This is a genomic window from Pantoea ananatis LMG 2665 (assembly GCF_000710035.2).
Taxonomy (GTDB): domain Bacteria; phylum Pseudomonadota; class Gammaproteobacteria; order Enterobacterales; family Enterobacteriaceae; genus Pantoea; species Pantoea ananatis.
Map to the genome: position 1 here is coordinate 1 of NZ_JMJJ01000002.1, position 18,574 is coordinate 18,574.

The 18,574-nt window shown below is 51.5% G+C and carries 20 protein-coding genes, 2 tRNA genes and 1 rRNA gene; 9 read left to right on the top strand and 14 right to left on the bottom strand.

Annotated features, from left to right (window positions below; translation table 11 throughout):
- Positions 1-184 precede the first annotated feature (184 nt).
- Positions 185-300: ribosomal RNA gene (gene rrf / locus EL29_RS01520) — 5S ribosomal RNA — on the top strand.
- 235 nt (positions 301-535) lie between these two features.
- A tRNA-Asp gene (locus tag EL29_RS01525) sits at positions 536-612 on the top strand.
- 114 nt (positions 613-726) lie between these two features.
- Here the strand turns inward: EL29_RS01525 and yafC are convergent.
- Positions 727-1,665: a DNA-binding transcriptional regulator YafC gene (gene yafC / locus EL29_RS01530; RefSeq protein WP_028714835.1), complete on the bottom strand. Its 939-nt coding sequence runs from the start codon at positions 1,663-1,665 to the stop codon at positions 727-729.
- 284 nt (positions 1,666-1,949) lie between these two features.
- On the opposite strand from yafC, the gene EL29_RS01535 reads away from it, so the two are divergent.
- Positions 1,950-2,741 carry an endonuclease/exonuclease/phosphatase family protein gene (locus tag EL29_RS01535; RefSeq protein WP_014606543.1) on the top strand — a complete coding sequence of 264 codons (792 nt, stop codon included), beginning with the start codon at positions 1,950-1,952 and terminating at the stop codon, positions 2,739-2,741.
- 117 nt (positions 2,742-2,858) lie between these two features.
- On the opposite strand, the gene mltD is transcribed toward EL29_RS01535, so the two are convergent.
- Together mltD and gloB are read right to left on the bottom strand one after the other, a co-directional pair.
- Entirely contained in the window at positions 2,859-4,235 is a 1,377-nt protein-coding gene (mltD, locus tag EL29_RS01540; RefSeq protein ID WP_013024718.1) for a murein transglycosylase D, read from the bottom strand.
- A 71-nt stretch (positions 4,236-4,306) separates the two neighbouring features.
- Entirely contained in the window at positions 4,307-5,062 is a 756-nt protein-coding gene (gloB, locus tag EL29_RS01545; protein WP_028714836.1) for a hydroxyacylglutathione hydrolase, read from the bottom strand.
- 42 nt (positions 5,063-5,104) lie between these two features.
- Between gloB and EL29_RS01550 the strand changes: the two genes are divergently transcribed.
- On the top strand, positions 5,105-5,839 hold the full coding sequence (locus EL29_RS01550) for a class I SAM-dependent methyltransferase (protein ID WP_013024720.1): 735 nt from the start codon (positions 5,105-5,107) through the stop codon (positions 5,837-5,839).
- On the opposite strand, the gene rnhA is transcribed toward EL29_RS01550, so the two are convergent.
- Complete coding sequence (gene rnhA / locus EL29_RS01555; RefSeq protein ID WP_014606540.1) at positions 5,824-6,291, bottom strand: ribonuclease HI; 468 nt, start codon at positions 6,289-6,291, stop codon at positions 5,824-5,826. The genes EL29_RS01550 and rnhA overlap by 16 nt on opposite strands.
- A 53-nt stretch (positions 6,292-6,344) precedes the next feature.
- Here rnhA and dnaQ point away from each other — a divergent pair, with 53 nt between their 5' ends.
- Together dnaQ and EL29_RS01565 are read left to right on the top strand one after the other, a co-directional pair.
- Positions 6,345-7,076: a DNA polymerase III subunit epsilon gene (gene dnaQ / locus EL29_RS01560; protein ID WP_014606539.1), complete on the top strand. Its 732-nt coding sequence runs from the start codon at positions 6,345-6,347 to the stop codon at positions 7,074-7,076.
- Positions 7,077-7,210: 134 nt separating this feature from the next.
- Positions 7,211-7,287 (top strand) — tRNA-Asp (locus tag EL29_RS01565).
- 153 nt (positions 7,288-7,440) lie between these two features.
- Here EL29_RS01565 and EL29_RS01570 read toward each other — a convergent pair.
- The 9 genes from EL29_RS01570 to EL29_RS01610 form a co-directional block, all read right to left on the bottom strand.
- Positions 7,441-8,109 carry a transaldolase family protein gene (locus tag EL29_RS01570; protein ID WP_028714837.1) on the bottom strand — a complete coding sequence of 223 codons (669 nt, stop codon included), beginning with the start codon at positions 8,107-8,109 and terminating at the stop codon, positions 7,441-7,443.
- A 46-nt stretch (positions 8,110-8,155) separates the two neighbouring features.
- Positions 8,156-9,115, bottom strand: coding sequence for a KpsF/GutQ family sugar-phosphate isomerase (locus EL29_RS01575; protein WP_028714838.1), 960 nt, complete (start codon positions 9,113-9,115; stop codon positions 8,156-8,158).
- A complete protein-coding gene (gene srlR / locus EL29_RS01580) occupies positions 9,105-9,881 on the bottom strand; it encodes a glucitol operon DNA-binding transcriptional repressor SrlR (RefSeq protein WP_014606536.1) in 777 nt (258 codons plus the stop codon). The genes EL29_RS01575 and srlR overlap by 11 nt, the downstream gene beginning before the upstream one ends.
- Positions 9,882-9,960: 79 nt before the next feature.
- On the bottom strand, positions 9,961-10,326 hold the full coding sequence (locus EL29_RS01585) for a transcriptional regulator GutM (RefSeq protein WP_015700912.1): 366 nt from the start codon (positions 10,324-10,326) through the stop codon (positions 9,961-9,963).
- Positions 10,327-10,380: 54 nt separating this feature from the next.
- Positions 10,381-11,160 carry a sorbitol-6-phosphate dehydrogenase gene (gene srlD / locus EL29_RS01590; RefSeq protein WP_014606534.1) on the bottom strand — a complete coding sequence of 260 codons (780 nt, stop codon included), beginning with the start codon at positions 11,158-11,160 and terminating at the stop codon, positions 10,381-10,383.
- Positions 11,161-11,169: 9 nt separating this feature from the next.
- A complete protein-coding gene (locus EL29_RS01595) occupies positions 11,170-11,529 on the bottom strand; it encodes a PTS glucitol/sorbitol transporter subunit IIA (protein ID WP_014606533.1) in 360 nt (119 codons plus the stop codon).
- Positions 11,530-11,552: 23 nt separating this feature from the next.
- Complete coding sequence (srlE, locus tag EL29_RS01600) at positions 11,553-12,569, bottom strand: PTS glucitol/sorbitol transporter subunit IIB (protein ID WP_028714839.1); 1,017 nt, start codon at positions 12,567-12,569, stop codon at positions 11,553-11,555.
- Positions 12,570-12,586: 17 nt separating this feature from the next.
- Positions 12,587-13,135 carry a PTS glucitol/sorbitol transporter subunit IIC gene (srlA, locus tag EL29_RS01605; protein WP_013024730.1) on the bottom strand — a complete coding sequence of 183 codons (549 nt, stop codon included), beginning with the start codon at positions 13,133-13,135 and terminating at the stop codon, positions 12,587-12,589.
- A 498-nt stretch (positions 13,136-13,633) separates the two neighbouring features.
- Positions 13,634-15,133: an NCS1 family nucleobase:cation symporter-1 gene (locus EL29_RS01610; protein WP_028714841.1), complete on the bottom strand. Its 1,500-nt coding sequence runs from the start codon at positions 15,131-15,133 to the stop codon at positions 13,634-13,636.
- Positions 15,134-15,275: 142 nt separating this feature from the next.
- Here EL29_RS01610 and EL29_RS01615 point away from each other — a divergent pair, with 142 nt between their 5' ends.
- Genes EL29_RS01615 through puuE form a run of 3 tightly spaced genes read left to right on the top strand, consistent with a single transcriptional unit; the run spans position 15,276 to position 17,720 of the window.
- Complete coding sequence (locus EL29_RS01615; RefSeq protein WP_014592984.1) at positions 15,276-15,998, top strand: GntR family transcriptional regulator; 723 nt, start codon at positions 15,276-15,278, stop codon at positions 15,996-15,998.
- Entirely contained in the window at positions 15,995-16,726 is a 732-nt protein-coding gene (gene hpxA / locus EL29_RS01620; protein ID WP_014606529.1) for an allantoin racemase, read from the top strand. The genes EL29_RS01615 and hpxA overlap by 4 nt, the downstream gene beginning before the upstream one ends.
- Positions 16,727-16,760: 34 nt before the next feature.
- The gene (puuE, locus tag EL29_RS01625) at positions 16,761-17,720 is read left to right on the top strand and encodes an allantoinase PuuE (RefSeq protein ID WP_014606528.1); all 960 of its coding nucleotides are present in this window, start codon (positions 16,761-16,763) and stop codon (positions 17,718-17,720) included.
- A gap of 94 nt (positions 17,721-17,814) precedes the next feature.
- Here puuE and EL29_RS01630 read toward each other — a convergent pair whose 3' ends face one another.
- Complete coding sequence (locus EL29_RS01630) at positions 17,815-18,546, bottom strand: class II aldolase and adducin N-terminal domain-containing protein (protein ID WP_014592986.1); 732 nt, start codon at positions 18,544-18,546, stop codon at positions 17,815-17,817.
- Positions 18,547-18,574 lie beyond the last annotated feature (28 nt).

Genomic DNA, 18,574 nt, shown 5'->3' on the forward strand with positions numbered 1-18,574 from the left:
CATTGTTTACCGGATAAAGAATTTAGTTCTGTTCTGCGGACGTGAGTCCGAAGGATTTTGCGCTGAGTGCAAGGCGGCAACCGAGACGGGGTGAAGGAGCATACTGAGGTATGTGACTGAGCGGCGCGAGGGAAGCCAGCGCGGCAGCAGCGTGAAAGACGCAGGACGGAGCACAAAGAATTTGCCTGGCGGCTGTAGCGCGGTGGTCCCACCTGACCCCATGCCGAACTCAGAAGTGAAACGCCGTAGCGCCGATGGTAGTGTGGGGTCTCCCCATGCGAGAGTAGGGAACTGCCAGGCATCAAATTGAAGGACCTGCACGTAACCTCGGGCAGTTCACTACTCAGTAGAGTAGGACAAAAGCGAACGCTTTTGAACGCTGCGAAGCAGCAGCCCGAAGGGTGAATCACAGCGTGATTCATAAACTGCCAGGCATCAAATTAAGACCAGCACGCTGGTCGTGACCTTACCGGTGACGCGGAAGGGCGATATACCTGATATCAGAACGTTTTTCTGACGTCAGTACAGAATCGGTGGAGCGGTAGTTCAGTTGGTTAGAATACCTGCCTGTCACGCAGGGGGTCGCGGGTTCGAGCCCCGTCCGTTCCGCCACTTAATTGGAAAGCCCTGACTTAACGGTCAGGGCTTTTTCCATTTGTGAGCCAAAATAATTGCCATTACTCTCCCACACGGCAACGTCTCACAGGCTGTAGCGAGCACAGCCCTTCAGGGCTTTATAGAGAGGTGTTGCTGCAAATCGTTTTGCACATGCCAGGGCTGTCTGACCACCCACTCACTGAGAAAATCAATAAAGGCACGCACGCGCTGGGTTACGCCGAGATCGCTGTAATACACGGCGTTAAAGGGCATCTCAACCGGCAAACGCTGATCGGCCATGATCTCAACCAGGCTGCCTTCTTCAATTTCTTTATGCACCATGTAATCTGACAGACAGGCGATACCATTCCCTTCCAGGCAAAGCTGCTTGATGGTCTCTCCGCTATTTGAATCGAGCTCATAACGAATGCCATAAAGTTCGCCGCCTTCACAGGCCACAGGCCAACGATTAAGGCGCGGTGCATCAATAAAACCAAGACACTGATGATTATCCAGATCGGCCGCCCGCAAAGGTATACCGTGTTTTTTCAAATAGTCGGGAGAGGCAATGAGACGGCGATAGCTAATAAAAAGCAGTCGCGCTCTGAGGCCAGAATCCGTCAGGCTGCCTGCCCGAATTGCCACATCGACTTTTCGCTCAATCAGGTTGATAAAGTTTTCAGAAGAAATCAGCGAAAGCGCGATTTCCGGATAGCGTTCCCGAAAGGACTTTATCATCGGCATGATGAGATGCAATATGACTGGCGTAGCTGCGTCTATCCGCAACAGCCCTTTGGGCACATCACGGCTTTCCATCAACTCGTTTTCCGCCGCGGTCATCACCTGAAGAAAATGTTGGACCTGCTGAAAATAACGTTCTCCTTCCTGCGTTAATGCAAGATTGCGGGTTGTTCGCGTAAGTAAGGCCAGCCCCAGCTTAGTTTCCAGCTTCTTAATCGTACGGCTTACGGCAGAGTTGGCCATCTCTAACGTCTCGGCAGCCCGGCTGAAGCTTCCACTTTCAACCACGCTCACAAATACTTTCAGTTCTTCAGACGATGCCTTCATGGTGTCTCTTCACGCCAAATAGCCTGTAGGCCGATAGAACTGTTATTAAAGCACAGCACTGACCTGGCCCCTTGGCCCGAAAGGCTTTTTCCCGATAAGACAGATGATAAATTATGCCGCGCTTGAGCAGACCGGCCCACAAGACAGCGTATCAATACAGCCCGTTATGATTAAAATAAACAGAGTGGGTTTGGAACAATCGGCAGCATCCATTGAAACCGCGTACTAAAATCCCTATAACAGATAAGTCATACGACTTTTTGAACGATTAGCCAGGCGGGAAAGTGCGCAAAAAAACCTACGCGATGAGATATGTAGCCGGACAGCCAGCGGAGAGGATCTTTCCCCCGGGTGCAATGTTTCATCTCGGCCAGGCGCTGCCTCCCGGCGCGCCGCTCCCCGCTCACCCCAATCTTAAAGTGCTGGTATGGAATATCTTTAAACAGCAGCGTGCCGACTGGATGTCCGTACTGGAAGGCTTTGGTAAAGATGCGCATCTGGTTCTGCTCCAGGAAGCGCAAACCACGCCAGAGCTTATCCGGTTTGCGACCAGCAACTATCTGGCGGCCGATCAGGTTCCGGCATTCGTGTTGCCTCAGCATCCCTCTGGCGTGATGACACTGGCTTCCGCTCACCCAGTCTACTGTTGCCCTTTGCGCGAGCGAGAGCCGCTTCTGAGGCTCTCTAAATCGGCTTTAGTCACGGCCTATCCGTTACCCACGGGTGAAACGCTTATGGTAGTCAACATTCATGCCGTAAACTTTAGTCTGGGCGTGGATGTCTACAGTAAACAACTTGGGCCTATTGGCGAACAGATCGTTCACCACCGTGGTCCGGTTATCATGGCTGGCGATTTCAATGCGTGGAGTCGTCAACGGATTAACGCGCTTTACCGGTTTGCTCATCAGATGCAGCTGGAAGAAGTGATGTTCACCGCGGATCATCGACGTAAAGCCTTTGGCCGGCCGTTAGATTTCGTCTTCTATCGCGACATGCACGTTAGTGAGGCGTCAGTGCTGGTGACGCGCGCATCCGATCATAATCCCTTACTGGTCGAATTTAACGCCAGTCGGTGAGGAGAATCGCGGAGAGACGTTCTGTCAGGAGGAGAGGGCGAAACGCCGGGAGATCATGCAAAGTGCAGAAGAATCGAATAAGAAAAAAGGCTGACATTTGTCAGCCTTTTCAATGTATCAGGTATCTGGCGTTGCGTTATTCTTAACAAACAACGTTAGCTCATCGCCAGGCTGAATATCTTTTGCATTACTCACAACACTGTTCCAGCGCATCACGTCTTTAATATTCACGCCGTGACGACGGGCGATACTGTCAAGAGAATCACCCTTACGAACACGATAGGTGATGCTGTTGCCATTATCCGCCAGGCTCGTGCCGCTCGATCCGACAGTCAGTATCTGACCCGGACGAATGCTGGCACTGCGCAGGTTATTTTGCTGCTTCAGTGTTGCAACGCTGACGCCTAACTTATTGGCAATGCCCGACAGGGTATCGCCGCTTCGCACTTTGTAGCCACCATCATTACTGGCCTTCGCCAGTTGGGTGGGCTGCACTGCAGAGATATCACCGGAAGCCAGTGAATCCCGCAACTGTGCGACGTTAGCTTTCGGCACCATAATGTAGTGTGGCCCATTAGGTGCTGTCGCACCGCCTTTATACCCGGTATTAAAGCTCTTTAACTTTGTGAGCGACATACCGGCCATTTCAGCGGCTTGCGTCAGTTTTATCTGCTGACCCACTTCAACACGTGCCAGTGCACGGTTTTCGTTAGGTGTCGGCAGTTTGATACCGTAACGCTTGTTGTTCTTAAGCAACTCGCTCAAGGCCAACATTTTTGGAACATAAACCGTCGTTTCACGTGGAAGCGAAAGATGCCAGAAGTCGGTAGGCTTACCGCGTGCCTTGTTCTGCTTAATCGCTTTGAGCACACGTCCTTCGCCACTGTTGTAGGCCGCAACTGTCAGAAGCCAGTCACCACCGAACATGGTATTTAGACGCTGCATCATATCCAGCGCTACTTTGGTTGAAGCGACAACATCGCGACGACCATCGTAGTAACGGTTTTGTTTTAAACCATAGTTTCGACCCGTACTGCCAACAATCTGCCAGATGCCAGCGGCATTTGCAGATGACGTTGCGTGAGGATCAAAAGCGCTCTCCACTATGGGTAGCAGTACTAGTTCCATCGGCATCTTACGTTTCTTAATCTGCTCGACTATCCAGTACATGTACGGCTCTGCCCGTAATGTTACATCGTGGAGATAGCTCTTATTTTTTAAAAACTTTAATTTCTGTTCGCGGATCCGGGGGTTTTCCGGAATCCCCATCTTCAACTCGTCACTAATGAAACTCCAGAGATCACTATCTTCTGCGAGGCCAGTTCCATCTTCCTGCCATCGCGGCGATAAAAGTCGATCACCGTACTTTCCATTTTCACTTTGACCAGCTGAAGACAGACTCTGTGCATGCTGTTCGGGGATATTGGCGTCATTCCGTGATGCCTGACATCCTACCAGCAAGACCGAGGCGAGTAATATCGCTTTAGCCTTCATGTGTGTGTCAATAGTTCGCTTAAAAGACGAGCAACTATACGTGACGGTCCTTCACAACACAACCTGAAAAATCAAAAACGGTCTTTCTTCTCGCGTAGAACGGCAAATGTCTTCCATACAGGCTCTACCTCTGAATCAACGCTCAAAGCATGTTGTAAATCAGGATCTTGCGTTCTGAGAAATAAATTTATCACACGCTCGTGAGCCAGTTTTGTAGGTAAAGTAATGCGATTTTCGGCCCGTAAGTCCTTAATTTTATGGTATTCAGCCGTTATTTGCGGATCGTGGGGTAAAATTGCAGCAGCAAACTTCAGATTGGATAAAGTGTATTCATGTGCACAGCACACTAGGGTATCCTCTGGGAGTTGGTTAAGCTTTTGAAAAGACTCAAACATTTGCTCTGGCGTACCTTCAAATAATCTACCGCAGCCGCCCGAAAACAGAGTGTCACCGCAGAAAAGATAAGGCGAACTGTAATATGAGATATGTCCTAAAGTGTGTCCCGGCGTAGCGATAACCTCGAAAGACAGACCCAGAACGTTAAATTTATCCCCTTCGCTGACCCGAACGGTTGCACCTTTGTCCGCTGTTTCTTGCGGACCATAAACGGCAATGTCAGGAAAATGTTCGCAGAGGTTTTTAACACCGCCTGTGTGGTCATTATGATGATGGGTTAACAAAATCGCTTCAGGCTGCCAGCCGTTAGCTTTGATCTTCTCCAGTACCGGCAGAGCTTCACCGGGATCGACAATCAGGCATTTTCCGTTGTCATCTGTTAACGTCCAGATGTAGTTATCTTGTAATGCAGGAATACTGGTAAGATTCATAGATACCTCTCGCTGGCCGTATAAAAAGGAAAATGGTAAAGCATGAAGCCCGCTAAAACACGCCAAATCCTGAACGCGCCACGCTCATGGCACGATATGCCCTGGGGCGTCTATTTCCGCGATGCGCTTACACAGCAGCTTCAGCCTTACCTGGGAAAGCTGTACGGCTTTCATATGCTTAAGCTTGGCAACCTCAGCGCAGAAATCAATACGGAAAATTGTGCTATCTCACATCAGGTCAGTGTAGGCACTGAAGGGGAACAGCTACAGGTGCTGGCAAATCCGGCACAGCTGCCGTTTGAATCGAAGTCTGTTGATGCCTGTTTACTGGCCCACACGTTATCCTGGAGTCAGGATCCGCACCGGATATTGCGCGAGGTTGATCGCGTTCTGATCGATGATGGCTGGATGATCATCAGTGGCTTTAATCCGTTCAGTCTGCTGGGCATCAGTAAGATGGTGCCGGGCATCCAGCGTAAAGCGCCCTGGAGCAGCCGGATGTTTAGTCAGATGCGATTACTGGACTGGCTGGGCTTACTGAATTACGAAGTGGTTTACCGCACGCGTTTCCAGGTGCTGCCCTGGCATCGGCAGGGGGGGAAAATGATCAGCGCCCATCTTCCCGCGTTAGGTTGCCTGAACATTGTTGTGGCGCGTAAACGAAGTTTTCCCCTTACGCCCACCAAGGCGCGGATGAGCCTGAGCAAAAGACAATTGCCCCAGACGGTCAACGCGACGCGCCAGTTCCGACACGTCAAAGATCAGGATTCTGGCTGATAGCCAATATCATCAAAGGCCGGGTTGTTCGCTGCGCTGCGCGCCAGTTCATCACAACGTTCGTTTTCGGGATGGCCGGCATGACCTTTAACCCATTCCCACTGAATCTGGTGTGTGCTGAGCGCGGTATCCAGCCGTTGCCACAAATCGACGTTCTTAACCGGCTTCTTCTCAGCCGTTTTCCAGCCACGCTTTTTCCAGTTGTGTATCCATTGTGTAATACCCTGGCGCACATACTGACTGTCGGTACTTAACACCACATCGCAGGGTTGCGTCAGGGCTTCCAGTGACACGATGGCCGCCATTAACTCCATGCGATTATTGGTCGTCAGGCGATAACCCGCACTGAAGGTTTTTTCATGCTGCCCGTAACGCAAAATTGCGCCATAACCACCGGGGCCCGGGTTGCCGAGACAAGATCCATCGGTGAAAATCTCTACCTGTTTACGCATCTCTGGTAGACTTCCTTCTGACAAAACGCCAAGTCTGACATAAAACGAGGCCTATGAGCACTGCAAATAACCGTCAAATTGTTCTCGATACTGAAACCACCGGTATGAATATGATCGGGGTACATTATGAAGGTCACCGCATCATTGAGATTGGTGCCGTCGAAGTCATTAACCGCCGCCTGACGGGCAATAACTTCCATATGTATCTCAAGCCCGACAGGCTGGTGGATCCTGAAGCGTTTGGCGTTCACGGTATCGCCGATGAATTCCTGCTGGATAAGCCGACCTTCAGCGATATTGCCGATGAGTTTCTCGATTACATCCGCGGTGCGGAGTTGGTGATTCATAACGCGTCGTTTGATATCGGCTTTATGGATTACGAATTCGGTAAACTGCAGCGCGGTATTGAGAAAACCGAAACCTTCTGCAAGATTACCGACAGCCTGGCAATGGCGCGCCGCATGTTTCCCGGCAAGCGCAACAGCCTTGATGCGCTGTGCTCACGTTACGAAATAGATAACAGCAAGCGTACGCTGCACGGCGCACTGCTGGATGCCGAGATACTGGCCGAAGTTTTCTTAACGATGACCGGCGGGCAAACTTCGCTGTCGTTCTCATCGGAAGAGGAACGAGCACGTCAGCAGCAGAGCGAAGGTATTCAGCGTATTGCTCGCCCCAGCTCGGGATTGCGTGTGGTTACCGCCAGCGATGAGGAAGTTAACCAGCATGAGTCCCGGTTAGATCTCATTATGAAGAAGGGCGGCAGCTGTCTGTGGCGCGCCTGAGTCGCAAAGATTTGTGTGTAAAATCAACATTGGGGCGAAAATAGCAGCAAACAGAACGTTGCACGGGGAAAAGCGTTGACGCGTACTCTTGTTGTGATTAATATGCGCCTCGTTCCCGACGGGGAACAAAGCGCGGAGCGGTAGTTCAGTTGGTTAGAATACCTGCCTGTCACGCAGGGGGTCGCGGGTTCGAGCCCCGTCCGTTCCGCCAAATTTCGACGCCATGCTGGTTATCAGCATGGCGTTTTTGCTTTTTTAGCGTCGAAAACTCCGAAACAATTTCCTTTCATTCAGGCAACCAAAGTATTAATGCTGCCAAATAAAAACGTTGTCTCACGCCAGCACGATTAACACCTTCGCACCACTAAATCATTAACTGCAAACGGTTGAACGCCCGATGCCAGTCATGACTGAAATCATCAATGGCATGTTTTGCCAGAGGGGAGTTAAACATTTCGCACATCACATCGACAGGTAAGGTGACAGCCGCCGCGCCAGAGAGCAGGCAGTCCGCTACCTGCGTCGTGTTTTTAAAGCTGGCTGCTAATATCTTGCACTCCATCTTATGCAGTTGAATAAATTGCTGCATATTTGAAACGGCCTGCTTTGCATTGATATTATTATTTTCCATACGGTTGAAATAGGGCGCAATATAATCAGCGCCAGCAAAGGCCGCCAACATCGCCTGTGAGGTAGAGTAAATCGCCGTGCCTAAAGTAGGAATGTTACGTTGTTTCAACTGGGTAATCGCGGCGAGTCCGGCCCGGTCGACGGGGATTTTCACGACCATATTGGCGCACAGCTCATGGAGGTACTGCGCCTCGCGAATAATCGTTGGTGTATCCTTTGCCAGAACCTGAGCAAAGATAAGCTTCTCGTTCCCTAAAATCGTGCGTAGCTCGCTGATTAACTTCGTCAGTTCGACGCCAGATTTGGCGACGAGCGAAGGGTTGGTGGTCACGCCATTAACGGGTAAAACGTTGACCAGATCGTGAATAGCTAACGTATCTGCACTATCGATATACAATTCCATATTCCCTCCCAGGTGGCTGATAGATTAAAAACGGGCTAAATAAATGTTATTTATGCAAATCATAGAGATTGATGGCTCCAACTAAGTGACCCTGTTGATTGACGACTGGCGCCGCGCTAATGCGTCGGTCATATAATTTATGCGTAGCGGCCGCAACGCTAAGGTGTTCGGCCAGTTTGTAGCCGGGGCGCGTCAGGAGAGGATCAAGCCGATCGTCCAGCTTTTTACCAGCTAACAGCGCGCGGCGCAGATCGCCGTCAGTAAAAATACCCTCGATATCGTTGTCGTCATCACAGGCAATCACAATCCCCATACCGGTACGGGTCAGTTCTTCCATGGCATCTAACACGGAGGCGTTTTTATTTACGCGAGGAATGCGTTCGCCTTTTCGCATACATTGCGCAACCGAATTAAGCAGGCCAGCGCCCAGGCTGCCTCCGGGACGGGAGCGGGCAAATTGCTCCTCATTAAAATTACGTGAACGCATCAGCGCCATTGCCAAAGCGTCACCCAATAACAGGGTATTCACGGCGCTCGACGTGGGCGCAAGCCCCATCGGGCAGGCTTCCCGATTAACAGCAAGATGCAGTACGTGGTTGGCCTGCTGGGCCAGAAAGGAGTGGGCGACATTAGTGATCGCAATAATGGGAACGTTGAGCGCCTTAAGGGCAGGAACAATAATCTGTAATTCAGCCGCGCTGCCGGAATTCGAGATAAAAATAAACACGTCCTGCGAAGTGATCATGCCCAGATCGCCATGCAAGGCCTCAGCAGGATGCACAAAAAAAGCGGGAGTGCCGGTACTGGCCAGCGAAGCGGCGATTTTTTTTCCAATATGGCCAGATTTACCGATGCCAGAAACAATCGTTTTGCCCTGACATTGCAGAATTAATTCACACGCATTGATAAACGCGTCATCTAAGCTGTTAAACAGATTCTGAGCCTCGGCAATTTCAAGCGACAGGGCCTCTCTGGCATACTCGAGCAGCACCTCTTTATTCTTCATCCTCCCCTCCTGCGACAATGACGTTGATTTTTTTGTCCACGAGTCGCTGAAGGTAATGAGGCGTAATACCGGCATCCGTGATAATGGTATCCACCTTATCCAGACTACACACAACATTTGGGCTTTTACGACCAAACTTGGATGAATCAGCAAGAACAATAATCCTGTCAGCCGCCGCGCACATCGACGTGCTGACGGCATGAACTTCGTTAAAGGTGGTGATCCCCATATCCAAATCAATACCATCGGCGCCAATAAATAACTTATCGAAGTTAAAAGAGCGAAAGGCTGACTCGGCAAGTCCGCCATGAAATGAGGCGGACTTTTTTCGTAACGTTCCGCCGGGCATTAAAATGGTCTGATCGCCATCTAATTCCATTAACGCATTCACAATGTGCAGGCTGTTTGTCATGACGGTAATGTTATTGAAGGGTTTGAGATGCCTGACCATTTGAAGCACAGTGCTGCCAGTATCCAGGATTAGCGAATCACCATCGTTAACCAGTTGTATGGCCGATTCAGCAATGTGCCTTTTTCTGTCACTGTTGATATGCGTTTTATGGTCGATAGGTTGATCGCCTTCTTCATGGCTCAGAATGACGCCACCGTGAATACGAATCACCTCGCTGCGCTTTTCCATTTCGGTCAGATCTTTGCGAATCGTCGTGCCTGTTGCTTTGAAATAGTCGATCAGATCGCCAATGGTGGTTTTGCCATTTTTTTGGAGATAGGCAAGGATAGCTTCCTGTCTTTGTTGCGGTTTCATCAGTAACGCCTTATCTGAAAGGGGTTTTGTCAAAATTAAAGCAGCGCTAAAATTTTCATCCTGCTTTCAATTTAACACATCACTCTTTCATTGATATGGCGGAAAGTAAGGCTTTTTGACACGTTTCACGTTCGGGAAAAATTTTTTTCGCATCGATATCATCAAGATAACAGTCGGTTAACAAAGGCAAAGCATGTGGACGCGCAAAAACGGTGAAGCCTTTCATAATGACAGCCGCCAGGATTCGTCCTTCGGGATTGACCGCGACTGCGATAATTACGCGGGGTTTAACGTTGAAGCGGTTTGAAGCCGATCGCCCGATGCCAACCCGACCTTGCTGAAATAACCCCTCCAGCATATGGTTAAAGCGTCGTAACTGATACCAGCCAAACAACGAATGGGCCAGCCATGCCAACAGTGCTACAGCAATTATCCCGCTACTCATCTTCGTCTCCTGAGCAAGGCCAACATACCAGGCCAGCGATATTGAAGGGGGCAATCAGAACATCACCTGGCCGCCCGTGATATTGATAGACTGCCCGGTGCAATATGAGGCCTTGTCACTTGCATAAAACAACAAGACGTTCAGCACATCCTGGTATTCACAACCGCGCTTGAGTGGCACTTTTGCAATATAGCTGGCTTCAACTTCCTCGGGCGAGATGCCCAGTTTTTTTGCATACTGAGGAAGCAGAGACTGAAACATCGGCGATTTGAGCAAATTACCCAGCATCAGCGAATGTACTCTGATGCCATAATCCGCTAAATCGAGGGCCAGTGACTGTGTTAATCCCACGCCGCCAAATTTAGCCGCGCTGTAGCCCGAATTATGTTTACTGCCTGTTTTGCCCGACTTCGAATTGATCTGAATAATGCGGCCCGGAATATTATCGCGAATCATCAGTCGGGAAAATTCACGTGCACAGAGAAAATACCCAACCAGATTGACCTGCAAAGATATTTCAAAATCTTTTAAGGCGAAATCAGTGACAAAGGACGCTTTTGCCATGCCGGCACTGTAAATCATCACATTGACCTGTTTAAAGACCTTATCGATATTGCCAGCAAGCGCAATAACACTCGCCTCATCTGTTGCATCAACCTCAAAACCCACGGCCCGATCGGCGCCATATTCGGCGTTAATTTCTGAGGCGACCTTTCGGGCGTTTTCCCCTTTCAAATCCGCGACGGCAACGCGGTAACCTGCTTCGGCCAGCCCTTTTGCCAGAAATGCCCCCAGCGTTTGCCCACCACCGATAACCACAGCAACTTCAGACATAACTCGCTCCTATGCAAAGAGTTTTACGGATGTTTCAGTCGTAATTCTGTCGGGCGCTTTTCCACTAACATGGATTGAACCAGGCAGTTGCGCGGTTGGCTGCCCGTCGAAAACAACGGTGATATGGCCCAGTTCGCGCAAGTTTTCGATCGCGACCTCACCGATGGCCGTCACGGCATAACACCGTTCTCCCAGCTGCAGGGTTGAACCCGTGACAGGATGCCCCGTCAGCGTGCCATGCTGGTGGATAAAGCAATAATCCTGAATATCGGCGGGTGCGCCTTCCCGAAATAAAATCATCATGTTTTCAAGCAGCGCATCGTGGGCGTTTATGCCCACTTTGATTATTTCGGTTTCAAAGTGCGTCATGACTTTTCTCCAGAAGGGGGCGTTTAGTGATAAATAAAGGCAGAGACTGCCCAGGCAATCAGCACGGTAGGGGCACCGGTCAGGAAGCGGCCGACCAGAACGGAAGGAACCCCCACGCGCACGGTGTCCTGTTTCGCCTCCGCCAGCGATAAACCCACAGGAATAAAATCTGCAGCGGCTTGTGCATTGATGGCAAACAGGGCTGGCAGGGCAAGATGGGGCGGAATATGACCCAGTCCGATTTGAACGCCAATGAGTACACCAATAACCTGGGCTATCACGGCGCCCGGCCCCAAGAACGGCGACAGGAGCGGAAAGGAACAGATTAAGGCCAGCGTGATTAAGCCAAGAGGATTGGTGGCGAGTGGCGTCAGCCCGTGGGCAATCATGTCGCCCAAACCTGAGGCCATGATGATGCCAATGATGGCCGCCACAAATGCCATAAAAGGGAGGATGGTCTTGAGTACGGTATCAATGGTATCCCGCCCGGCCTGGAAAAATTCGGCAACGACGGTCCCCATGCCTGTGCCAATTTTTGCCAGTAAACCGTCGCTTTGCTCGGTAATTTTTTTACTCGAGTCATAATCTTTCCCCGCGCCAGCGCCACGGGGCGCGGGGGCAGCACGTTTTTCGTCATGGGTGTGAATGACGTCTTTACTGCCGTGATCCTCGCGATTGACGATGCTGATATTCTCAGGCTTAACGCCAGAGACATAAATGTCTTCCAGGATATATTGTGCCAGCGGTCCGGACTTTCCTGTCGCATGGATATTCACGGTGGGGATACCGCGTTTGGGATAAAGACCACAACGCAGCGTGCCACCACAATCGATGATGGCCAGACCAATTTCATCGGCTGGCGGTTCCCCTTGTTTGAAACCATCTACGGCTTCCCAATGGGTGATTTCACTGATCCTGTCCACGATTGACGGTCGGGCGCGGGCGGTGATGTAAACAATTTTTTTCCCGGGTGTTATATCAAGTTGTAAAGGGCCGCCCCAACCGCTGCTTCCTTTTTCGATACGGATTTGTGTCGTCATTTTATTTTCCGCCTTTATTAGAGCTGAACGTTTTTATCGAGTTTGATGCCCATCTTTTTTTCAAACAGGCTGGTGGTGAGATCGGTAATCCAGCCGCGAAAAAAGTTAGTAAAAAGCCCAACCAGAAAATAGCTGACAGCAAGAGGGCCCAGGGGTAAGCCCAGGGTTGTCAGGCCACTGGCAACCCCTAAATAAACGAAGAGTTCACCCGGATTCACGTGCGGAAATAACCCATTCATTGAATGGCAACTGTATGACGAGGCCGCGTAATATCCTGGCTTATATTTCTCGGGCATAAATCGCCCCAGGCTGAGTGTCATCGGGTTACAAAAAACAAAGGTGCCAATAAGCGGTAAAAGCAAATAGCGTGATACAGGATTGCCCGCACATTTCTGTGCCAGTCGTTCAATTCGATGTTGCCCTACGAATCGTATTAACGCGTTCATTACGACTAATAAACTAATTAACAAAGGTAAAATTCCTGTCACCATGCCGACAAAAACTTCACCTCCTTTCTGGAACAGTCCAATAAACCATTCCGCACCAAAGGTGATTGCATCAATCATGTGCCGCTCCTTTTAAGGTTGCCCGGATTTTCACGTTGGTTAGGTCTTAACACGCAGAAAATATAGTCGTTTAAAAGGCATAAATATTTTATATAGATCACAAATAAATCATTTAACTTTCATTTTGAATCTTTTTTATTTTGAAATGAATGTTATCGGGTGCGGGAATCCCGCGTTCTTTCGTTACCGCGACGCCGGGATACGCAGAGGGTTTAATGACTTATCTCGCTGATTTTAAATGCCTTGTCACTGCAAATTTCTAGCAGGTCAAGACAGGGGGTAACGGGCACACGGCGCTTTTGCACGAAAGGGAGAGGGGCAAACAGGATGAGCGCGTATTCACACGCGAACATTATCTGGGGCGGTAAGGGCTGGCGCGCCAAACAGTTAGCAGTATTCGCCATCAAGGCGATCCGGTGTTCGGCTATTAAAAAAAACGACTCCAGTCAGAGTCGTTTATATGGTTATTGTACAGTCATACTGCGTCTGAACAGGGCGTTATTCCTTCTGCATGACCACCGTGCCGGAAGGCATAGTGAGGTCTTTCTGCTCAGTCTGCTTTTCTCGCGCCACTAACCAGTAGCAGCTTGCCGCCAGCGCCACGCCGATAAACCAGCTAAAGTTGGCCACCTGATGCAGGGAAGGGATAAAACTGATCACCAGACAGATAGCGACTGAGGGCAGCAAAGCGATAATGGCCTTCGGGTTAAATCCACCGCGATACCAGTAGCGCCCCTGCGGTGTGGCATCAAACAGATCGTCTACTGAAATACGGCCGCCCTTAATCAGATAAAAATCGGCTAACAGAATGCCAAACAGCGGCCCGATAAACGAACCCAGTACGTCGAGCGTGTAGTGAATCAGTTCAGGAGACTGAAACAGATTCCACGGTGTGAGCAGGACCGATCCGACTGCCGCAATCATGCCACCGGTGCGGAAACTGATTTTCTGCGGCGAACAGTTTGAAAAATCGAAAGCAGGCGAGACAAAGTTCGCCACGATGTTGATACCGATCGTTGCGGTGATCATAGTCAGTAAGCCAATCGCCACGGCTAAATCGCTGCCGACCATGCTGACGGTTTCAATAGGATCGGTAATCATTTTGCCAAACAGGGATTGAGTGCCCGATACAATGACAACGGTCACGATGGAGAACAGCAGAAAGTTGAACGGCAGTCCCCAGCGGTTACCCCGGCGGATCTCGCCCATGCTTTTGCCATAGCGGGAAAAGTCACCAAAGTTCAGCAGCGGGCCTGAGAAGTAAGACACCACTAATGCCGTTGCCGTAATCATCTGCCAGGTTTGTTCGCCTGCCGACAGCGACTTGCTGGCCAGCGTAAAGGAGATACCGTCGAAACCGGTTTTGTATACAATCCAGCCCGCCAGTGCCAGCATCACCACATACACTGCGGGGCCTGCGATATCGATAAAGCGCTTAATCGCACTCATGCCATGCCAGAACACCATTGCCTGCAGAACCCACATCACGCCAAAGCAGTACCAGCCCAGCTGCGATAAACCAAGCCAGTGGCTGTGGGTCAGGCTGTCAAGCGACGGGTAAAACTTCAGCAGCACCAGCATCAGCGCGTTTGCCGCCAGCCAGGTCTGAATACCGTACCAGGCAAATGCAATCAGGCCGCGGATTACCGCCGGAATATTAGCCCCGAAAACACCGAATGCCTGACGACAAATAACCGCATAAGGCACACCGGCCATCTGGCTCGGTTTAGCGACCAGGTTGGCGCAGAGCTGAACAATGCAGATCCCCGCCAACAGGCAGAGCAGCACCTGCCAGCTCGCCAGGCCCAACGTGAAGAAGCTCGCCGCTACCACATAGCCGCCCATGCTGTGTACGTCCGACATCCAGAAAGAAAAGATGTTGTACCAGGACCAGTTTTGATGGCGCGTAGGCGCCAGGTCTTCATTACATAGCTTTGGACTGTATGCTTTCCCGGCTTCAGAGGCCGATGTGCTACTCACCGTTGAATGATTTGGCATGAAACCTGCTCCTCTCAAAGACATGAATAAAATAACCTTGTGAAATGACTTTGCAGGATCCAGGCCAAATTTGTTTTTTGTATACAAAATTTATTTTTAACGTATACGATAAGTGACGCAACGCTGTTTACCGGAGCAGGTAATGAAGAGTGAAAAGGGCCAGAGAACGGCGGCCGATCTGCATGATAAAGATGAACCTATCTATCAGGCGTTAATGAACGCCATTGTTGAACACCAACTGCCGCCCGGCAGCAAATTGCCGGAAGAGGCGCTTTCAGAGGTCTTTGGCGTCAGCCGCACGGGCATCCGTAAAGTGTTGCAGCGCCTTGCTGCGGTGCAAATGGTTACGCTTACGCCCAAACGTGGTGCACATGTTGCTACGCCCGGCGTTGATGAAGCCCGTGATATTTTTCGTACCCGCAGTTTACTCGAGTGCGCCAACCTTCCCGCTGTGCTGGAACATATGCAGCCGCCTCACCTTGCCGGGCTGGCTGCGCTGGTCGCCCAGGAAAAGGCGGCCATCGAACATCACGATGGCCCTGCGGCGATTCGTCTCTCGGCGGCATTTCATATTCAGCTGCAGGCGATTTCCGGCAATCAGGTGTTAACCGATCTTGTTACGCGCCTGGCGCAGCGATCGTCTCTGGTGATTGCCGCGTGGGGCGCGCCGTGGCAACGCGGTTGTCGCTGTGATGATCACGATCGTTTGTTACAGCTGCTACGTGAAAAGGCCTTGGTGCCGCTCACTGACTCACTGCAGCACCACTTTGAACACATTGTTTCCAGCCTGCATTTCGAACGCGGCGGCGAAACCTTGCCCGATTTCACCCGGTTATTTTCGGGTCACAAAGGAGCCGTATCATGAGCCTGATTCAGGTTATTAATCCCAATACCAGCCAGGCGATGACGGAAACCATCGGTCAGGCCGCCCGCGCCGTTGCCGCGCCCGGTACGGACATCCTCGCCGTGTGCCCTTCGCAGGGCGTGCCCTCCATTGAAGGGCATTTCGATGAGGCGATTGCGGCGATAGGCGTACTGGAGCAGGTGAAACTTGGCAGAGCACAGGGCGTCAGTGGCCACGTAATTGCCTGTTTTGGCGATCCGGGACTGCTGGCGGCACGTGAACTGGCCAGCGGTCCGGTCATCGGCATCGCAGAAGCGGCCATGCATACGGCCACACTGGTGGCAACGCGTTTCTCGATCGTCACCACGTTGCCGCGCACGCTGGTCATCGCACGACATTTACTTCAGCAGTATGGCTTTACCCACCATTGTGCGGCCTTACATGCTATCGATTTACCCGTGCTGGCGCTGGAGGATGGCAGCGGACTGGCACAGGAGAAAGTGCGCCAGCGCTGTATACAGGCAAAACGGGAAGATGGCTGTGGGGCGATTGTTTTAGGCTGCGGCGGCATGGCAACGTTGGCGGCGTCGCTCACACAGGAGCTGGAGATGCCGGTGATTGATGGCGTCAGTGCGGCGGTAAAAATGGTGGAATCGCTGGTGGCGCTGGGATTTGGCACCAGCAAACAGGGCGATTTGGCTTATCCTTTACATAAACCCCTCTCGGGTGCCTTTCAGCACCTAAACTAAGCAGATGTTCCCGTTCACCGACAGGATGCAAGTTATGACTGAAAGCCAGGATAAGAAAACCTACAGCTTCAATAAAAATTACCCGCGCGATCTAATCGGTTACGGCGCGAATCCTCCTCATGCGGCGTGGCCCAAAAAAGCGCGGGTGGCGGTGCAGTTTGTGCTCAACTACGAGGAGGGGGCCGAGAACAGCGTATTACATGGCGACACGGGTTCAGAGCAGTTCCTGTCTGACATCATTGGTGCCGCCAGCTATCCCGATCGTCACATGTCGATGGAATCGCTGTATGAATACGGTTCCCGAGCCGGTTTCTGGCGCATTCATAACGAGTTTCAGAAACGGGGATTGCCCCTCACCGTGTTCGGTGTGGCGATGGCCCTGGCGCGTCATCCTGAAATCGTAGACGCCATTAAACAGGCGAAGTACGACGTGGTCAGTCACGGCTGGCGCTGGATCCACTATCAGGGCATCGATGCTAAAACCGAGCGTCAGCACATGCAGCAGGCGGTGGATGTGTTAACGGATCTGTTTGGTCAGGCGCCGACGGGCTGGTACACCGGACGCGACAGCCCGAATACGCGTCGTCTGGTGGTCGAACAGGGCGGATTCAGTTACGACAGCGACTATTATGGCGACGATCTGCCCTTTTGGACGCAGGTTACCTGTCAGGATGGTACGGTAAAACCGCATCTGATCATTCCCTATACGCTCGAATGTAACGATATGCGCTTTGCATCGCCCCAGGGCTTTAACACCGCAGAGCAGTTCTTCACGTATTTGCGCGATACGTTCGACGTGCTGTATGAAGAAGGCGAGACCGCGCCCAAAATGATGTCGGTGGGGATGCACTGCCGCCTGTTAGGGCGCCCGGGAAAATTCCGCGCGCTACAAAACTTCCTTGACCACATTCAGCAGCATAAGGATGTGTGGATCTGTACCCGGCAGCAGATTGCCGAGCACTGGATAAAAACGCATCCCGCTTCAGAAGCGTAATCGCTTCCGGGCGGCAAGCGCGTGGCGGCAAAAGGCTGTCGCCACGTGCTGTCATTGTTGCTGTCACCTGCGTGACAGCCGTGCGTGGAAGCGCTCAGTCGCACAGGGCGGGATCGGCCTCAATCATCAACTGCTTCATCTCCTCGAAATGCCGCAGAGAGAAGTCGGGAATACCTTCCCAGTCGCGGGCCGTTTTTTCCGCAACCTCATCGCTCAGGACTTTCAAGGGTTGCCCGGTAGACCAGGCGGTGACCAAAATCTGGCAGGCGCGCTCTAGCGTCCAGATGTCATCAAAGGCCTCGCCAATGGTCTGGGCGGTAACCATGACGCCGTGATTGCCCATTAACAGACGACGCTTATCGGTCAGCAGGCTGGCCAGACGTGCGCCTTCCTCTTTCGTATCGGCCATGCCACCGTATAACGTATCTACCGCGATGCGGTTGAAGTAGCGCGCGCTGTTTTGATCGACAGGCGGAATGTGCGGCTGCGCCAGGCAGGCAACGCTGGTGGTGTAAACCGGATGCAGATGCATCACGACCCGGGTTTCTGGCAGCCGCTGATGAATTTGCCCATGAATGGACCAGGCGGTGGCATCAACATCATCCCACTCTGCACAGGATGCATCCTCAGCATTGAGCAGCAGTAAATCGCTGGCGCGAAGGCGTGAAAAGTGTTTCCACTTTGGGTTCATCAGAAACTGCTTACCATCCGGTGAGACAGCGGCACTGAAATGATTCGCTACCGCCTCATGCATGCCCAGGTGGGCAATAATGCGGAAGGCTGCCGCCAGATCGATACGCGTTTGTTCTTCGAAAGAAAGCGCCATATTACCTCCAGAAAATGAACGCGTGCCC

Bases quoted from the DNA above. Each gene is read 5' to 3' on its own strand.
- yafC (WP_028714835.1), bottom strand. From the start codon at position 1,665: ATGAAGGCATCGTCTGAAGAACTGAAAGTATTTGTGAGCGTGGTTGAA.
- mltD (WP_013024718.1), bottom strand. From the start codon at position 4,235: ATGAAGGCTAAAGCGATATTACTCGCCTCGGTCTTGCTGGTAGGATGT.
- gloB (WP_028714836.1), bottom strand. From the start codon at position 5,062: ATGAATCTTACCAGTATTCCTGCATTACAAGATAACTACATCTGGACG.
- EL29_RS01550 (WP_013024720.1), top strand. From the start codon at position 5,105: ATGAAGCCCGCTAAAACACGCCAAATCCTGAACGCGCCACGCTCATGG.
- rnhA (WP_014606540.1), bottom strand. From the start codon at position 6,291: ATGCGTAAACAGGTAGAGATTTTCACCGATGGATCTTGTCTCGGCAAC.
- dnaQ (WP_014606539.1), top strand. From the start codon at position 6,345: ATGAGCACTGCAAATAACCGTCAAATTGTTCTCGATACTGAAACCACC.
- EL29_RS01570 (WP_028714837.1), bottom strand. From the start codon at position 8,109: ATGGAATTGTATATCGATAGTGCAGATACGTTAGCTATTCACGATCTG.
- EL29_RS01575 (WP_028714838.1), bottom strand. From the start codon at position 9,115: ATGAAGAATAAAGAGGTGCTGCTCGAGTATGCCAGAGAGGCCCTGTCG.
- srlR (WP_014606536.1), bottom strand. From the start codon at position 9,881: ATGAAACCGCAACAAAGACAGGAAGCTATCCTTGCCTATCTCCAAAAA.
- EL29_RS01585 (WP_015700912.1), bottom strand. From the start codon at position 10,326: ATGAGTAGCGGGATAATTGCTGTAGCACTGTTGGCATGGCTGGCCCAT.
- srlD (WP_014606534.1), bottom strand. From the start codon at position 11,160: ATGTCTGAAGTTGCTGTGGTTATCGGTGGTGGGCAAACGCTGGGGGCA.
- EL29_RS01595 (WP_014606533.1), bottom strand. From the start codon at position 11,529: ATGACGCACTTTGAAACCGAAATAATCAAAGTGGGCATAAACGCCCAC.
- srlE (WP_028714839.1), bottom strand. From the start codon at position 12,569: ATGACGACACAAATCCGTATCGAAAAAGGAAGCAGCGGTTGGGGCGGC.
- srlA (WP_013024730.1), bottom strand. From the start codon at position 13,135: ATGATTGATGCAATCACCTTTGGTGCGGAATGGTTTATTGGACTGTTC.
- EL29_RS01610 (WP_028714841.1), bottom strand. From the start codon at position 15,133: ATGCCAAATCATTCAACGGTGAGTAGCACATCGGCCTCTGAAGCCGGG.
- EL29_RS01615 (WP_014592984.1), top strand. From the start codon at position 15,276: ATGAAGAGTGAAAAGGGCCAGAGAACGGCGGCCGATCTGCATGATAAA.
- hpxA (WP_014606529.1), top strand. From the start codon at position 15,995: ATGAGCCTGATTCAGGTTATTAATCCCAATACCAGCCAGGCGATGACG.
- puuE (WP_014606528.1), top strand. From the start codon at position 16,761: ATGACTGAAAGCCAGGATAAGAAAACCTACAGCTTCAATAAAAATTAC.
- EL29_RS01630 (WP_014592986.1), bottom strand. From the start codon at position 18,546: ATGGCGCTTTCTTTCGAAGAACAAACGCGTATCGATCTGGCGGCAGCC.